At 72.2% G+C, this 16,192-nt stretch carries 13 protein-coding genes; 6 read left to right on the plus strand and 7 right to left on the minus strand.

The window, feature by feature from the left end:
* The first annotated feature begins 82 nt into the window (after positions 1–82).
* On the plus strand, positions 83–1,930 hold the full coding sequence (locus AB0D85_RS15850; protein ID WP_362319610.1) for a M1 family aminopeptidase: 1,848 nt from the start codon (positions 83–85) through the stop codon (positions 1,928–1,930).
* A 6-nt stretch (positions 1,931–1,936) separates the two neighbouring features.
* On the opposite strand, the gene AB0D85_RS15855 is transcribed toward AB0D85_RS15850, so the two are convergent.
* The 5 genes from AB0D85_RS15855 to AB0D85_RS15875 all read right to left on the minus strand — a co-directional run bounded on the left by AB0D85_RS15855 (position 1,937) and on the right by AB0D85_RS15875 (position 7,587).
* A complete protein-coding gene (locus AB0D85_RS15855) occupies positions 1,937–2,632 on the minus strand; it encodes a PAS domain-containing protein (protein ID WP_362319613.1) in 696 nt (231 codons plus the stop codon).
* Between the two features lie 74 nt (positions 2,633–2,706).
* On the minus strand, positions 2,707–3,078 hold the full coding sequence (locus AB0D85_RS15860; RefSeq protein ID WP_362319616.1) for a multicopper oxidase domain-containing protein: 372 nt from the start codon (positions 3,076–3,078) through the stop codon (positions 2,707–2,709).
* A gap of 46 nt (positions 3,079–3,124) precedes the next feature.
* Positions 3,125–4,957 carry an alkaline phosphatase family protein gene (locus tag AB0D85_RS15865; protein WP_362319618.1) on the minus strand — a complete coding sequence of 611 codons (1,833 nt, stop codon included), beginning with the start codon at positions 4,955–4,957 and terminating at the stop codon, positions 3,125–3,127.
* Between the two features lie 186 nt (positions 4,958–5,143).
* Entirely contained in the window at positions 5,144–6,394 is a 1,251-nt protein-coding gene (efeB, locus tag AB0D85_RS15870) for an iron uptake transporter deferrochelatase/peroxidase subunit (protein ID WP_362319621.1), read from the minus strand.
* On the minus strand, positions 6,391–7,587 hold the full coding sequence (locus tag AB0D85_RS15875) for an EfeM/EfeO family lipoprotein (protein WP_362319624.1): 1,197 nt from the start codon (positions 7,585–7,587) through the stop codon (positions 6,391–6,393). Before AB0D85_RS15875 ends, efeB begins: the two co-directional genes overlap by 4 nt.
* 270 nt (positions 7,588–7,857) lie before the next feature.
* Here AB0D85_RS15875 and AB0D85_RS15880 point away from each other — a divergent pair, with 270 nt between their 5' ends.
* The gene (locus AB0D85_RS15880; protein WP_362319627.1) at positions 7,858–8,109 is read left to right on the plus strand and encodes a hypothetical protein; all 252 of its coding nucleotides are present in this window, start codon (positions 7,858–7,860) and stop codon (positions 8,107–8,109) included.
* Positions 8,072–10,303: a SpoIIE family protein phosphatase gene (locus AB0D85_RS15885; RefSeq protein WP_362319630.1), complete on the plus strand. Its 2,232-nt coding sequence runs from the start codon at positions 8,072–8,074 to the stop codon at positions 10,301–10,303. The genes AB0D85_RS15880 and AB0D85_RS15885 overlap by 38 nt, the downstream gene beginning before the upstream one ends.
* A 201-nt stretch (positions 10,304–10,504) precedes the next feature.
* Here AB0D85_RS15885 and AB0D85_RS15890 read toward each other — a convergent pair whose 3' ends face one another.
* Positions 10,505–11,542 carry an amidohydrolase family protein gene (locus AB0D85_RS15890; protein WP_362319633.1) on the minus strand — a complete coding sequence of 346 codons (1,038 nt, stop codon included), beginning with the start codon at positions 11,540–11,542 and terminating at the stop codon, positions 10,505–10,507.
* 126 nt (positions 11,543–11,668) lie between these two features.
* Between AB0D85_RS15890 and AB0D85_RS15895 the strand changes: the two genes are divergently transcribed.
* From AB0D85_RS15895 to AB0D85_RS15905, 3 genes are read left to right on the plus strand one after another with little or no spacing between them, the layout of a single operon-like run.
* The gene (locus AB0D85_RS15895) at positions 11,669–13,285 is read left to right on the plus strand and encodes a bifunctional 3-(3-hydroxy-phenyl)propionate/3-hydroxycinnamic acid hydroxylase (RefSeq protein ID WP_362319636.1); all 1,617 of its coding nucleotides are present in this window, start codon (positions 11,669–11,671) and stop codon (positions 13,283–13,285) included.
* Entirely contained in the window at positions 13,282–14,154 is an 873-nt protein-coding gene (locus AB0D85_RS15900; protein WP_362319639.1) for an alpha/beta fold hydrolase, read from the plus strand. Before AB0D85_RS15895 ends, AB0D85_RS15900 begins: the two co-directional genes overlap by 4 nt.
* A complete protein-coding gene (locus AB0D85_RS15905; RefSeq protein WP_362319642.1) occupies positions 14,151–15,164 on the plus strand; it encodes a VOC family protein in 1,014 nt (337 codons plus the stop codon). Before AB0D85_RS15900 ends, AB0D85_RS15905 begins: the two co-directional genes overlap by 4 nt.
* Positions 15,165–15,203: 39 nt before the next feature.
* Here AB0D85_RS15905 and AB0D85_RS15910 read toward each other — a convergent pair whose 3' ends face one another.
* A complete protein-coding gene (locus AB0D85_RS15910) occupies positions 15,204–16,118 on the minus strand; it encodes a LysR family transcriptional regulator (protein ID WP_362319645.1) in 915 nt (304 codons plus the stop codon).
* Positions 16,119–16,192: the final 74 nt, after the last annotated feature.

Raw genomic sequence — 16,192 nt, forward strand, 5'->3', positions numbered from 1 at the left:
GTGAGGCCGCCACCGGCGCACCCCAGCCGGACCGGCGGCCACCGAGCAGGCCGGGATCCCGGCCTCCGCAAAGGAGTTCTGTGTGAGATCGACCCCCCACAAGGCCTTCGCCACCAGCGCGTTGGCCATCGCGGCACTCGCCGCCGCCCTGCTGCCCGGCACCTCGGCGTCCGCGGCCGAACCGGCCGCCGAGGCGGCGTGCACCTCGACCCAGCTGATCACCAACGGCGGTTTCGAGGGCGGGAGTTCGCCCTGGACGCAGTCGTCGACCAGTGTGATCACCAACCGCTTCGGCCAGTCCGCGCACGGCGGCACCAGCTTCGCCTGGCTGGACGGCACCGGCTCCACCCACACCGACACGCTCTCGCAGAGCGTGACCGTCCCCTCCGGATGCGCCGCCACCCTCACCTTCTGGATGCACATCGACACCGCCGAGACGACGACCTCGACGGCGTACGACAAGCTCACCGCGAAGATCGGCAGTACGACGCTGGCGAGCTGGTCCAACCTCGACAAGAACACCGGCTACGTCCAGAAGTCGTTCGACGTGTCGTCCTTCGCGGGCCAGACCGTCACCGTCTCCTTCACCGGCACCGAGGACTCCAGTCTCCAGACCAGCTTCGTCCTCGACGACATCGCCCTGGACACCTCGGCCGCCACCACCCCGGGCGACACCACCCGCACCCCGGCCGCGCCGTCGTACACCGTCAGCCTGACCAGCAACTCCACCGGCACCGGCTGGACCGGTCACGAGAGCGTGAGCTTCACCAACGCCTCCGCGACCGCGCTCAGCGAGGTCTACCTCAGGCTGTGGGACAACTACCACGGCACCTGCTCGGCCCCGCCGATCACCGTCAGCAATGTCACCGGCGGCACGGCCGGCGCGCTGTCCGTCGCCTGCACCGCCCTGAAGGTCGACCTGCCGACACCGCTGGCCCAGGGCCAGAGCACCACGATCGGCTTCGACCTCGGGATCACCGTCCCCAGCGGCGCCGACCGCTTCGGCTACGACGGCGCCTTCAGCATGATCGGCAACGCCCTGCCCGTCCTCGCGGTCCGGGACGGCTCCGGCTGGCACCTGGACCCGTACACCAACAACGGCGAGTCCTTCTACTCCCTGGCCGCCGACTTCAAGGTGACCCTGGACCACCCCAGCACCCTGCTGGTCCCGGCGACGGGCACCTCCACCGACACCCCCGGCACCAGCGGCCGTACCGTCACCACCGCCACGGCCGCCAAGGTCCGTGACTTCGCCTGGGCGGCCGGGCCCTTCACCAAGATCTCCGGCACCTCCACCGGCGGAGTCCCGATCAACATCTACTCCGTCTCGGGCATCAGCTCCTCCAACGCCCAGTCCATGCTCAGCACGGCCAAGACGGCCGTCGACGCCCACGCCGGTCGCTTCGGGGCCTACCCCTACGGGGAGTTGGACGCGGTCATCGACAACAACTTCTGGTTCGGCGGCATGGAGTACCCGGGCTTCGTCCTCGACCTCGTCAGCACCACCGCCCTCACCCATGAGATCGGGCACCAGTGGTGGTACGGCATCGTCGGTGACGACGAGTACAACAGCCCCTGGCTGGACGAGGCGTTCACCGACTACGCCACCGATCTGGCTCTCGGCAAGACCGGCACCGGCTGCTGGAGCAGCGTCTCCTGGGCCTCGGCGGACGAGAAGATCACCAACTCGATGGCGTACTGGGACGCCCACTCCTCCCGCTACTCCACCGTCGTCTACGGCTACGGCAAGTGCGCCCTGCACGACCTGCGCCGCCTCATCGGCGACACCGCGATGTCCAACCTCCTGAAGAGCTACGCCACTTCGCACTGGTACGGCGTCTCGACCACCGCCGAGTTCAAGGCGGCGGCCCAGGCGGCCACCAGCACGGACCTGACGTCGTTCTGGAGCACCCACCGCATCGACGGCTGACGGAGGTCAGCTGGGGGTCTCGTCGCGCAGTCTGCCGATGTGGTTGTAGACGGACGCGCGGGAGATCCCCAGCCTCCCGGCCAGCATCGGAACCGCCCGCCGGAGCTGGAAGACCCCCCGCTCGTCGAGGGCCCTGAACACCGACAGCCACTCCGCGGTGGCGAGTTGGGTGAGCGGCTTGCCCAACTGCCCCTCGACCTCGGCGAGCACCGACTCGATGACGGTCTCCGCGTCACTGCCGAAGGTGACCGGCTGCGGCTCCGAGGCGGTTGCCTCGGAGCCGTCGCCGATGACCTCGCTCAGCAGCATCGACGACATACGCAGCTGCGTCACGTCGAGGTTGATGCAGAGCGCCCCCGTCACCGTGCCGTCGGCGAGGCGCAGCAGCATCGTCGTCGACTTCATGACCCGGCCGTCCGGCAGCCGGGTCACGTAGTTGAGCTTGTCCTCGGCCGCATCGCCCTGCCGCAGCAGCGACAGCCCGATCGCGCTCATGGGGGAGCCCGCCCTGCGGTGCGTCACGTCGCCGGCGATCGCGACCACCGAGTGGTCACCACGCCGGAAGTCGTGCAGCACGACCTCGCAGATCCGGCCGAACGTCGCCTGGATCCCGGCCACCAGCGGACGCGCCGTGGCCAGCACCCGGTCGGCCTCCGCGTCGTTCTCGGCGGACCAGGAGCCGGGGCCGGTTGCGCTGTCCATCGTGTTCCTCCGCCTTGACGACGCCGTCGCCCCAACGATAACCGCCGCCCCCGAGCACGCCCCCTCGCGGAGCGTCAGCCGGTACGACCCTCGCCGTGGTCGAACCTCATCGCCTCCTCGGGCATGACGACGAAGGGCCGCATCATGCCCATGTCCTCGTGTCCGAGGAGGTGGCAGTGGTACATGAACCGGCCGTACGCGCCGTCGAACCTCCCCCTGACCCGCAGGACCTGACCGCCCGGCACCCGGAAGACGTCCTCGCGGCCCGGTTCGGTGCTCGCCTGCGGGCGGCCGTCCGTGCGCAGCGGCACCTGCACCGAAGTGACCGGACACTCAATGCCCTTGGGGAACCTGTTGGTCCAGGCGATCCGGACGCGCTGCCCGCGCCGCACCTCGGCGGTCGGGCCCGGCACCTGAGCACGGGCGGGACGGGCGCACCTCGGCACGGTCCGGGGAGGAGGACCGTGCCGAGGTGTCGGGGCCGGGTGTGGGTCAGGCCGTGGTGCGCTGCTTGCGGCGCAGGGTCAGGTACGTGCCCGTGGCGCCGGCGGCCAGCAGGGCCCCCACGCCGAGGCTGACCGGGAGCGTCGGGAACTGGCCGGAGTCGGTCGTCGCGGCCGTGTTCTCCATCGCCGGGCCCGGCGTGATGTGCGTGCTGACCGGGGCCACGTGCTGGATCGGCTTGACGGACTTGACCGAGCCGTCCGAGTTCAGCAGCACCTGCTTGTTGTTCGGGTGCCGGAAGTCGAACATGCCCGTCAGCGAGCCCGCCGTGGCGTCGAAGGAGTGGTCGCCGACGCGGCCGGTGCGCCAGTTGTTCTCGATGAACCGGGTGATCGACGCCTGGTTGGTCAGGGTGTGGTCGACCTTGTTCACCTTGCTGTACGGCGAGATGACCAGCAGCGGCTGCCGGGTACCGGGGCCGCAGCGGTCGGCGTAGCCGCCGGTCGCGGCCGGGCCCGCCTGGCAGGCCGCGCTGTCCAGCGCCTTGCCGTTGGAGCCGAGCGTGCTGTCCTTGGACCCGTTGCGGGGCGTGACGTAGGCGTGGTCGTACCAGCCGTCGGAGTCGTCGTAGGCGACGACGATCGCGGTGGACTTCCACTGCGGCGAGCTCTGGATCGCGTTGATCTCGTTGACCAGGAAGTGCTGCTCGTCCGTCGGGTCGGAGTAGCCGGCGTGGCCGTCCTGGTACTCACCGGCCTTGACGAAGCTGACTGCCGGGAGCTTGCCCGCCTTGGCGGCCGCGGTGAAGTCGGTCAGGTCGTAGTTGTGGTTCGCCTGGCCGTTGTGACCGATCTCGTTCACGTTCTTCGGCGCCACGTGGTGCGGGTTGGCCGTCGACTTGTAGTACGAGAACGGGTTGTGGTGCGGGCTGTAGTCCACCACGGACGCGCCGCCGGTGTTGGTGTGCGTGGTGTCGCACTTGGCGTAGGAGCCGGACGTGCCGTTCCACGCGGTCGACGCACGGAAGCCGCCCTGGAACCAACCCCAGGTCACCTTCTTGGAGTTGAGCAGGTCACCGATGTTCTTGCCCTGCAGCGACGCCAGCGCGCTGGTGCTGGTGTGGTCCTTGTCGGAGCAGTCGTCGTAGGCCGGGTCGGGGTCGTTGATGACCGTGCCGACACCCTTGGCGTTCGGGGAGGCGATGGCGTACGAGTCGGGGGTCGACGTCTGCTTGCCCGTGACCGAGTCCACGGAGATCGCGCCGTGCGTCTGACCCGAGATCAGGTTGAGCGCACCCGGCGTGGAGGGGCCGTAGACCGAGCTGTACGACTTGTCGTTGAGGGCGTAGTGCTGGGCGTAGTTCCACAGCCCCGTCACCGTGTTGCCGTCGTAGTAGTCCATCACCAGGCCGGGCTCGCCGAACAGGCCGCCGCTGCACTTGTCGACCTCGGTGTTCTGCACGAACTGGTCGGCCTTGCCGCCGTCGTAGGCCAGCTGCTCGGGCCCGTAGGAGTGGTTCTGGTCGCAGGTCATCGCCTGCGCCGAGGTGAGCCGCTTGGGCAGGTACTGGTTCGGGTTCTTCGTCAGCAGCCCGGCGTGCGCGAGGGTGTCGATGTCCTTCGGGGTGTTCTTCGCGGCCGTGAACTTCGTGCCGTCGGTGTTGGCGGCCTTCGGGTAGGTCGCGAAGTAGTGGTCGAAGGAGATGTTCTCGTCGAACAGCACGACCACGTGCTTGATCGGCGTCGTGGTCGACGAGCCGCCGGAGTGCCCGGCGGGTACGGCGGCCCAGCTGGGCGCGGTGCCGCCGAGGACCGTGAGTGCGGCGGCCCCCGCGAGAGCGCCGAGGCTCCTGATCGCCGTTCGTCTTCCTGTGCTGGCCATGCTGGTTCCCCTCCGGGCATGAACGTCACTGCGTCGTACAGGCAGGGATGCTTCGCCCGCTTGCGGGCGGGGCGGCGGAGCCATGATGGCGCGCGAATGAACACCGGGTCAGGGATGCTGGGGCAAACCTTGACTGTGTATTGACCGATCGGGCCAGGGACTTGCCATGGAGTTGTTCGAACAAGCTCAGGTGAGGAGAGCGCGTCCGTACCAGTCGTTCCCGTCGACCACACCGGGCAGGGCGTAGAAGTAGCCGCCGCCGAAAGGGGAGACGTAGTCGACCAGCGGTTCGCCGGCCAGCCGCTTCTGCACGGTCTCGAACTGCCGGGCCAGGTCCTGCTGGTAGCAGCTGAACAGCAGGCCCATGTCGAGGTTGCCGTTGCTGTCCATGCCCCGGTCGTAGTTGTAGGCGCGGCGCAGTATCCGCTGTTCGGCCGTGGCCGTGGTGCGCGGGTTGGCGAGCCGGATGTGCGCGTCCAGCGGGATGACGTCGCCCTTGGGATCGTCGGCGTAGTCGGGCGTGTCGTGCTCGGCGTCGCCGTCCAGCGGGGCCCCGGACTCGCGGGAGCGGCCGAACATCCGCTCCTGCTCGCTGAGGGAGACCCGGTCCCAGAACTCCACCAGCATCCTGATGAGCCGCACCACCTGATAGCTGCCGCCGACCGCCCACTCCGGCTCGCCGGAGTCCTTGCCGACCCATATCAGCCGGTCCATCTCGCGGGCGCTGCCGGTCTCCGGGTTGGCGGTGCCGTCCTTGAAGCCGAAGTGGTTGCGCGGGGTGCCGGACGGGCGGGGCGGGCTGGTGAAGCCGTCCAGGCGCCAGCGGACCTGCATACCGCCCCGGGTGTGCCGGGCGATGTCGCGCAGGGCGTGCAGCACGGTGTCGGTGTCGTCGGCGTGGAGTTGCAGACTCAGGTCGCCGTGGCACCACTCGGGCCTGAGGTCGTCGTCGGGGAAGGCCGGCATCGTCGTCAGCCGACGGGGCGTCAGCTTCCCGAGCCCGTACCGGTCGTCGAAGAGCGAGGCGCCGACACCGACGGTCACCGCCAGCGCGCCGGACGGCAGTTGCCCGCCGAGGACGCCCGAGTCGGCCGGCGGGGCGGTGATGCCGACCGGGTCGGGGGCGCCGCCCGAGGTCAGGAAGCGGGCGCGCTCGGTGAGCGTGTGCAGCAGCTCGGCCAGCTCGGCCCGGTCGCCGGCGGTGACGTCGAGGGAGGCGAACACGGTCGTGCGCCGCGGCGCCGCGATCGCGGACTGCTGACGGGGGCCGTGGAAGGGCGCGACCGCGGGCGTGCCGGTGGCGGTGTCCGCGCTTCCGGTGGTGTCCGCGTCGCCTGGGGCGGCCGCGCCTCCGGTGGCCAGCCCCGCACCGGCGAGGGCCGCGCCCCGCAGGAATCCGCGACGGCCCACCCCGCCGGTCTGCTGCTTCTCGCTCACACCGTCCTCCGTGGATCGCACAGGGTCGCCACCGAGGCCAGCCGTTCCACCAGGTCGTCGAGGACGGAGTCGACGTCCTCGCGCTGCCGGTGGCCGATCCGGTCCAGCGGGGTCCAGCTGCCGTTGTGCTCGAAACCGTCCAACGTCTTCCCGGCCCGGCCGAGTTCGCCCTCCAGCTCGGCCAGACCGGCGTACCGGGTGGCGAGCAGCGAGTGCAGCCGGGACATGACCTCGACGGTGCCGTCCAGGTTGGCGCGGGCGGTGGCGAGGCTGCTGCCGCTGCCGTAGTCGGTACGGCCGGTCAGCTCGAACTGCACCGTGTTCTCCAGGATCTCGTGTGCCCGCAGCCCCAGCTGGGCGGGGTCCATCCGGGTCTGCGCCCAGTCGTCGCGCAGTCCGGTGACCGCCTTCAGCAGAGCGGCCGCCGGTGCGCGCAGTCCGGCGGCGGACTCGCCGTGCCACAGGCCGTACTCGACTCGGTGGAACCCGGTGAAGTCCTTGTCGTGCACCCCGCCGGCCAGCCCCGCGTCGGTCCCGTTGATCGCCCCGTCCGCGTCACCGAAGGCGTCGTACGCCGCGCCCATCCGCTCGTACTGCAGATGCGCGGGGAGCCAGGCGGTGCGGGCGGCGCCGAGGTCGCCGCGGTCGATCGCGTCCCGCAGGGCCGTCGTCAGCCGTACGACCTCGGACAGGCCGCTGCCGACCCACTTCTGGTAGGCGAGCGCCGGCGGGATCAGGTCGTGCTCGGTGACCGGGGCGGCGGCCGGACCGCTGCGCCCCTCGGTGATACGGACCGTGGGCCCGGTGACCGCGTCGGCGTCGTCCGGCACGCACTTGAACGCGAAGGCGCCCTTGCCGAGACGGACCGTCAGCTCCCGGGTGGTACCGGGGCCGATGTCCTCCACCTCGCCGTAGACGGCCTGGCTCTTCGGGTCTTCGAGCAGCGCCTCGGCGGCGCCGTCCGTCGGGTTGTGCAGGTCGAAGACCTGGACACCGGGCGTCGGCGCGCTCCAGCCCCGGCCGCAGCGGCTGGGGGACACCTCCACCGTGGTGTGCGGCAGTCCGGCCGACTCGGCGTGTGCGGGGTGCGAGTCGCGCGTGAGCGCCAGGACTCCGGCCACCAGGCATACGACGGCGACACCGACGACCGCCCAGGGACGCAACGACCTCCAGCTGAGGCCGGACAACACCATCCCGAGCTCCAGGGTTCGTACCGTTCGTGATCGCCTCATGTTAGGCAGCCCTTCGTACTCGAACGGCCGTCCAGGGAAACCCATGACCAAGAGTTCCCTGCCGGTTCACCGGACGTCCGCCACCGTACGCACGCGGCAGAGGTGAGGCCGTCGGGGTCACCAGGGCTTGACCGAAGGCCGACCCGCCACGGTCACCGGGGAACTGATCGCGACCCGCCGCGCCCACTACTCCCGGCCCGGCCCGGCCACGCCGCCTCCGCCCTGGTGATCTTGAGCTCCGACGACCCCTCGGGCCCCGCGGCGGCCGGGACGGACACGGCCGGGAAGATCCCGGGCAGGCGGTTCGCCCTGGTGGAGAGCGCCGGGCACCGGCCGCAGTGGGAGCAGGCCGCGCGCTTCGACGGCCTGGTGCCCGCCTTCCTGGCCGAGGGGCGACGACCGGGCGGCCCTGAGCCGTACACGCGACCGGCGTACCGTCGTGTGTGTGGCGCCCGGCAGTCTCCTGTCCCGTGCGGCCCGTGAGCTCGGCTCGCGCGCCGATGAGCTGATCGCCGACGTGGACCGCCGCCTGCGGCGCGAACTGCCCGAGCTGTGGGCGGACCCGGGCGTGGGCCGGATGGCGTCGGAGAGCATCGCCGAGCATGTCTCCGCCGCGCTGTACGGCCTGGAGATCGCCATCGAGCCGAGCCTCATCCAGCAACCGCCCGCCGACGCGGACCGCGCCCGGCGGATGGCCCGGCAGGGCACGCCGCTCAGCAGCATGCTGCGCGCGTTCCGGCTGGGCGAGGAGATCGTCCTCGACTGGCTGCTGGCCGAGCTGCCCCGGCTCAGCGACGATCCCCGGGAGATCAACGAGGCGGCCCGTGAGCTGATGGCGGTGTCCACCGTCTACGTGGACCGCTCGTCGGAGCAGGGCGTGGCGGCCTTCCAGGAGGAGCGGGACCGTCGGCTGCGCTGGCGGATGGCGGTGGTCAACGAGGCGGGCCTGCGCATCGGGACCACCCTCGACATCGTCCGCACCGCACAGGAGCTGGCGGACCTGGCCACCGAGCACTTCGCCGACTGCGTCACCGTCGACCTCGTCGACACCCTGCTGCACGGCCAGGACGCCGTCGGCGAGGGCCCGTTGGTGCTGCGCCGGGTCGCCCTGGCGGAGGCCGACGGGACCGCTCCCGGGGCGCCGCGGGACCGGCACCGCGGGGCCGACACCGGGGCGTCGTGGGAACCGCGCACCGGGGCCGGTCACGGAACGCCGCGGGAACCGCACACCGGGGCCGGCCATGGGATGCCGCAGGAACTGCACACCTGCCCGGACGGATCGCCCCCGGCGCTGGCCCTGGTCTCCGGGCGGCCCACCCGGCACCACAGCGACGGTTCTCCGGACGCCGGGGGAGTGCACTCCACCCTCACCGTGCCGTTGCGTGCCCGGGGGACCACACTCGGCGTCGCCGAGTTCGCGCGGTACCGCAACCCCGACCGTTTCGACGACGAGGATCTGTTCCTGGCCCAGGAGATCGCCGTCAGGGCGGCGGTCGCCGTGGACAACGCCCGCCGCTACACGCACGCCCGCGCCACCGCCCTCACCCTGCAGCGCAGCCTGCTCCCGCGGCACGCGCCCCGGCAGTCGGCGGTGGAGGTCGCCTACCGGTATCTGCCGGCCGGCCCCGAGGCCGGCGTGGGCGGCGACTGGTACGACGTGATCCCGCTGTCCGGGGCCCGGGTGGCGCTCGTGGTCGGCGATGTCGTCGGCCACGGCATCCACGCCGCCGCCACCATGGGCCGGCTGCGGACCGCCGTACGCACCCTGGCCGACATCGACCTGCCGCCCGACGAACTCCTCACCCACCTGGACGACGTCGTCCTGCGGCTGTCCGCCGAGGCGGCCACCGATCCGGACACCGAGCCCGACGCGGACGACCACATCGGCGCCACCTGTCTGTACGCGGTCTACGACCCCGTCTCCCGGTGCTGCACCATGGCCCGCGCGGGCCATGTGCCGCCCGCCGTGGTGATCCGCGACGGAGCGGCGGACCTCCTGGAGCTGCCGCCCGGCCCGCCCCTCGGCCTCGGCGGCCTGCCCTTCGAGACGGTGGAGGTCGGCCTGCCCGAGGGCAGCCTCGTCGCCCTCTACACGGACGGCCTGATCGAGGCCCGCGACCATGACGTCGACGTGGGTCTCACCACCCTGCGGGAGCTGCTCGCGCGGCCCGCGCCCTCCCTGGACGCGGTCTGCGACACCGTGCTCGACGCGCTGCTGACCGGCCGCCATCCCGACGACGACATCGCCCTGCTCCTGGCCCGCACCCACGTCATGGGGGCCGACCGGGTCGCCACCTGGGAGCTGGAGGCGGACCCCGCCGTCGTGGCCCGGGCCCGCGCGGACGTCTCCCGGCAGCTGCGCGACTGGGGGCTGGCGGAGCTGGACTTCACCGCCGAGCTGGTGATCAGCGAACTGGTCACCAACGCCATCCGCTACGGCACGGCCCCGATCACCCTGTGTCTCATCCACGACCGCACGCTGCTGTGCGAGGTGTCCGACGCCAGCAGCACCACCCCGCACATGCGCCGGGCCCGGGTCTTCGACGAGGGCGGACGCGGTCTGCTGCTGGTCGCGCAGCTCGCCGACCGCTGGGGCACCCGGCACGCCCGGCACGGCAAGACGGTCTGGGCCGAGATCGGCGAGTCCACCGGGGTTCCGGCGGCGGCCTTCGGATGAGCGGGCCGGGCGAGGTCCGCTGCGGTTGGGCGGCGCCCTGAGGGGGCGCGGGGCTGTGTTGACGTGCGGGTGCCGCCGCGTGGGCTTGATGTGCGGCTACCGCCACGTTCGCGCGGCCGGTCACGACGGTGCCGCGCATCGGCACAGGACGGTGCCGTGCTTCGGCACAGCCTGCGGAGCGCCCAGCCGGGGGCGCTGCCCTCAGTCGGTTCCGGGTTGCACGAGCTTGAAGAGGAGGCGGGCGCCGGCGCGCTGCGCGCCCCGGCGCAGGCGTACCGGGAGCGGCCGGGCCGGCACCGGCACGGGGGCGCTCCGGGCCAGGCGGGGGAAGAGGCCTTCGGCGTTGTCGCGGTCGACCCCCGGGACGGCGGCGGTGTCGAGTCCGTTGGCGAAGTACAGGCCCGCGGCGGTGGGCGCGAACGGCCAGTCGCTGCCGAACAGGACGTGTCCGGGGCGGGCGAACGCGAGCAGCGTGGGCAGGGCGGCGGGGCTGGAGGAGAGCGCGGTGTCGAAGTAGAAGCCGCGGAGGTCGTCGAGGATGTCGAGGGGGCTGCGTCCGGTGTCGGCGGCGATGGCGACGGCCATGCGGTGGGAGGCGTACGGGACGAAGCCGCCGGCGTGGCTGAGGATGAACCGGATGTTCGGGTACCGGCGTACGACTCCGTTGCGGACGAGCAGGTAGGCGGCCCGGGTGGTGTCGAGGAGGAAGTCGGCGGCGAAGGGCGGGATGCCGTCGACGGCGGGAGAGGGCAGCTCGGCCGGGTGGACCAGGACGACGGCGTGGTGCTCGTCCAGGACCCGCCACAGGGCGTCCTGGCCGTCGGCGCCGAGGTAGTCGCCGTCGTTGTTGGCGAGCAGGGTGACGCCGTCGGCGCCCAGCTCGGTCAGGGCCCGCTCGGCCTCGCCCGCCGAGGCGGTGGCGTCGGGCATGGGCAGGGTGGCGAACCAGCCGAAGCGGCCCGGGTGCCGGGCGGGGAGCGCGGCGGAGAACTCGTTGAGGCGCCGGGCCAGGCCGGCGGCCTCGCCGGGGTCGGTGAGGAACGCGGTGCCGGGCGTGGAGACGGACAGGATCGCGGTCTCGGTGCCCAGCAGGTCCATGGCCTCCAGGGCCGCCTCGGGGCTCCAGTCGGGCAGGGTACGGCCGCCCGCCTCGGTGATGCCGGCTGCGGCGAGCGCGTCGCGGTAGAGGGCGGGCACGAGGTGCTGGTGGACGTCGATCCGGCGGGGCGGGGTGGTCATGGGGGCTGCCTTTCCCGTGGTGACGGCACTTGACCGTCCCTTGCGGCGTGCTTACCGTAGCAACTATTCCAATTGGAGTGAACGCTACAGCAAAGAGCCGCGACAGGAACGACAGTGAGGTGACCGGTGACAGGGACCAGCGCCGAGAACAGAGCCGACGACGTAGCCGACGGCAGCGCCTACGACGTGGCGGTGATCGGATACGGCCCCACAGGGGTGACCGCGGCGAACCTGCTGGGCGCGACGGGCCTCAGGGTCGTCGTGCTGGAGCGGGACGGCGAGGTCTACTCGCGGGCCCGGGCGATCTCCACGGACGAGGAGGTCATCCGGATCTGGCAGCGCATCGGCCTGGCCGACCGGCTGAAGCAGGACATGCTCGGCGAGCGGCCGCTGGACTTCGTCGACGCCCGCGGCCGCACCTTCCTCAGCGCCCGCCCCGCCCCCCGCGGCCACGGCCATCCAGCGCAGATGTTCCTCTACCAGCCCGCCCTGGAGAAGGCCCTGCGCGAGGGCGTCGACCGCTACCCGAACGTCGAAGTCCTGCTGCGCCACGAGTGCCTGAGGGTGCGTCAGGACGCGGACGGCGTGGAGCTGACGGTGGCCGGGACCGCCGACGACTCCGTACGACGGCTGCGCGCGAGGTACGTCATCGCGGCAGACGGCGGCTCCAGCCTCACCCGCGCGCAGCTCAACGTGGGCTACGAGGGGCGGACGTACGAGGACCGCTGGGTGGTCGTCGACACGAAGATGCTGGAGCCGTGGCCGGACCACGACCGGCTGCGGTTCCGCTGTGACCCGGCCCGCCCGGCCGTGGACTGCCCGACCCCGCTGGGGCACCACCGCTGGGAGTTCCCGATCCTGCCCGGCGACGACGAGCAGCGCCTGACCACCGACGACGCGATCCACGCCATGGTGTCCCGGTACGGCATCGGCCCGGACCGGTTCAGGATCCTGCGCGCCACCGTCTACAGCCACCACGTCCGCTTCGCCGCCCGCTTCCGGGTGGGCCGGGTCTTCCTCGCCGGGGACGCCGCGCACGCGATGCCGCCGTGGATCGGCCAGGGCATGGCGGCCGGTGTGCGGGACGCGGCCAACCTGTGCTGGAAGCTCGCCGCCGTGCTGCGCGGCGAACTGCCCGAGTCGGTCCTCGACTCCTACGAGGCCGAACGCAAGCCGCACGTCAGGGAGGTCACCCGGCGGGCCGTGTTCGTCGGCCGGATCATCACCGAACGCCGGCTCCCGGTGGCCCGTGTCCGGGACACGGCGCTGCGTGCGATCCGCCCGCTGTCGGGCCTCACCTCCCGTCTCGCGGACTCCCACTGGATACCGGCCGCGTCCTATGCCAAGGGCTTCCAGGCCCGCCCGCGTACCAAGGCCTCGGGGCACCAGATCCCGCAGCCCTGGGTCACCGCGTCCGACGGCACCCGGGTCCGCCTGGACGACGTCCTCGCCGGCCGCTGGCTGCTGCTGCACGCCCGCACCGCCGACCCCCGCCCCGGGTGGGACGTCCCCTCGCTCACCGTCCTGCCGGCCGGCTCGCGCCCCGCCGGGGGAGCGGTGGTCGACAGCGACGACGTCCTGCTGCCCTGGATGACCGCGTACCGCGCCACCACCCTCGCCCTGCGCCCGGACGCCTACGTCTACGCGGCCGCGCCCGCCGGCGACCGATTCCCGCCACCCCCGGCCGGGTTCGCACCCGCGCCGACCACCACCACCGCCGCCGCACACCAGGGAACGCCATGACCACGCACACCGCGCCCCCGCCGATGCAGGAGTACCTGATCGAGGCCCGGGGCAGGACGATCTTCGTCGCGGAGACCGGTGACGGCCCGCCGGTCCTGCTCCTGCACGGCGGCGGCCCCGGCGCCTCGGGCGTCTCCAACTACAGCCGGAACATCGCCGAGCTGGCCAGGGAGTACCGGGTCATCGTCCCCGACCTGCCCGGCTACGGCCGCAGCAGCAAGGGCGTGGACGGCACCGACCCCTTCGGCCACCTCGCCGACGGCATCCGCGGCCTGCTCGACGGACTCGGCCTGGACAGGGCCCACCTGGTCGGCAACTCCTACGGCGGCGCCTGCGCCCTGCGGCTCGCCCTGGACACCCCCGACCGGGTCGACCGGATGGTCCTGATGGGCCCCGGCGGCATCGGCACCACCCGCGCCCTGCCCACGCCCGGCCTCAACAGCCTCCTCGACTACTACTCCGGGGACGGGCCGTCGCGCCTGAAGCTGGAGAAGTTCATCCGCACCTGGCTGGTCTTCAACGCCGCCGACGTTCCCGACTCGGTGATCGACGCGCGTTACGAGGCCAGCATCGACCCGGAGGTGGTGGCGGCCCCGCCGCTGCGCCGCCCGTCCGGCCCGAACGCGCTGCGCACCCTGTGGAAGACGGACTTCACCCGGGACCGGCGGCTGTCCCGGCTGCCCGTGCCGACCCTGGTGCTGTGGGGCGCCGCCGACAAGGTCAACCGGCCGTCCGGCGGCCGGATGCTGGCCGGCCGGATGCCCAACTGCGATCTGTACGAGGTCGCCAACACCGGGCACTGGGTCCAGTTCGAACGCGCCGGGCTGTTCAACCGGATCTGCGCCGACTTCCTGGCAGGCCGACGATGAACTCCACCCCGGACGCCTCCGTCTTCGGCTCCGTCCACCTCGGCTACCTCGTCATCGAGACGAACAGGTTCGCAGACTGGCGCCGTTTCGGCACCGACGCCATCGGCATGCACCACGACGACCTCGGCACCGGCCTGATGCGGTTCCGGCTGGACGACCAGGAGTGCCGGTTCCTGCTGCGGCGCGGCCCCGCCGAGGACGTCGTCGCCACCGGCTGGCACGTCGACGACCATGTGAGCTTCGAGCGGATCGAGGCCCGCGTCCGCGCCCACGGCGTCCCCGTCGCCGAGGGCACCGCCGAGGAGGCGAGGCAGCGCGGCGTCGAACGGCTGCTGCGCTTCCCCGGCCCCAAGGGCATCACCCAGGAGATCTACACCACCCCGGTCACCTCCGCGGAGCCCCTGAAGATGCTCGCCTCCGGCTGGGTCACCGGCGACGCGGGCATGGGCCATGTCGCCATCACCTCGGCCGAACCCGCCCTGGTGCGCGGCTACTTCGACACCGTCTTCGACGCCCGCCTCACCGACCGCATCGACGAGACCATCAGCGGCGTCAAGCTCAGGATCCGCTTCCTGCGCGTCAACGAACGCCACCACTCGATCGCGATCGCCGCCGTACGGGGCCTGCCGATCGACCCCGTCCGCACCCGCGTCCAGCACCTGAACATCCAGGCCGCCTCCCTGGACGACCTGGCCCGCAGCTACCAGCGGGTGCACGAACTCGGCTTCGACATGGCCCTGTCCGTCGGTCAGCACACCAACGACAAGGAGCTCTCCTACTACGCCCGCACCCCCTCGGGCTTCGAGTGGGAGGTCGGCTGGAACCCCGTCGTCATCGACGAGTCCACCTGGGAACCCGGCACCCACCAGGGCATCAGCGTCTGGGGCCACACCCCGGTCGGCCGGACCATCATCGACAGACTCGACCAGTTCTGGCTCGGCGCCCGCTCCCTGGCCCGCCGCGAGCGGACCGTCCCCGCGCTCGGCGGACCCGGCATCCCCGACGACTGACGACCTCTCGACCGGTCTGCACGCCGCACCGGCGCCCTGTCACAGGGTCGCCGGCGCGTCCCCGTACCGCTGCCGCAGTGCCGCCAGCGCCTCCCGCAGCCCCGGCACCGCGCCCTCCGCCTCGGCCCGCCAGGCGATCCCGACCCGCAGGGACAGTCCGGGTTCGTCGAGCGGTACGAGGCGGAACGCCGGGGTCTCGAAGACACGGGACGCGGGGAGGTCGTCGCCGAGGACGGTGAGCGTCAGGGCGCCGGTGCGCAGGACATGGGCGGCGATCTGCACGGTGTCGTTGTGCGGGAGGGGTACCAGGCGGGTGACCCCGGCCGCCAGCAGCGCCGACCTGTGCTCGGCCATCACGGACGGATGCACCTTGGCCGAGGTCACCAGCACCTGGCGGTGCCGTAGATCCCGCAGTGTCAGCGTCGTGCGGTCGGCCAGCTCGTCGTCCGCCGGCATCGCCACGCCCAGCGGGCCCCGGGCGATGACCAGGCTCTCCAGGTCGGTCCTGCCGAGCGGGAGATGGACGAGGGCGAGGTCGACGCGGTCGGCGGCGAGCCGGTCCAGGAGTTCGGCCGAGGAGGCGAGGGCGACGGGCAGCTCGACCTGAGGGGCCGCCTCCCGGTAGACGGCGAGGACCGCGTCCAGCACCTTCGGCGGGGTCAGGGGAGCCGCCCCGACCCGGCAGCGCGGTGCGTCGGGATGCTCGCGGCCGAGGTCGCGCAGGCCGTCGAAGTCCCGCACCACGTCCCGCGCCGGGCCCCGGAAGACCTCCCCGAAGGAGGTCAGTTCCACATGGTGGTGTTCGCGGACGAACAGATCGCGGCCCAGCTCGTGCTCCAGCTCCCGGATCCGCCGGCTCAGCGGCGAGGCCGTCACATGCAGGCGCTCCGCGGCCCGGCCGAAGTGCAGTTCGTCGGCGACGGCCAGGAAGTAGCGCAGCTGCTGGATGTCCACGAGGCCAGTAGATCACCGTCCCCGCGCCGCCTCCAGAAGCGGTGACGTTGCCGCTGCGGACACGTGCACATCAG

It is taken from the genome of Streptomyces sp. NPDC048277 (assembly GCF_040652235.1).
In the GTDB taxonomy this organism is placed as follows: Bacteria; Actinomycetota; Actinomycetes; order Streptomycetales; family Streptomycetaceae; genus Streptomyces.